The organism is Flavobacterium sp. NRK F10 (assembly GCF_024054235.1).
GTDB lineage: Bacteria > Bacteroidota > Bacteroidia > Flavobacteriales > Flavobacteriaceae > Flavobacterium > Flavobacterium sediminis.
Window position 1 is genome coordinate 1 of sequence record NZ_JAMXLC010000009.1, and the last position, 215, is coordinate 215.

General features: G+C 42.3%; 1 protein-coding gene. It reads left to right on the forward strand.

All coding sequences use genetic code 11. From position 1 onward, the window contains the following. On the forward strand, window positions 1–215 hold a 215-nt coding region (locus NHF50_RS15615), incomplete at both ends, for a hypothetical protein (protein ID WP_252777365.1).

The window sequence follows — 215 nt, forward strand, 5'->3', positions numbered from 1 at the left end:
ACCTATGACGAACTGGGGCAATTGATCAGCAAAAATGTTGGCGGTACAGACGTTACGGGAGCAACCGCTTTACAAACGGTAGACTATACCTACAACATCAGAGGTTGGTTGACAAACATTAATGATGTTAATAATATTATGACAGGCAATGACCTGTTTAACTTTAAGATCGATTATAACGACTATGCTCCTCTGGCGATCCATGATGCGGCACC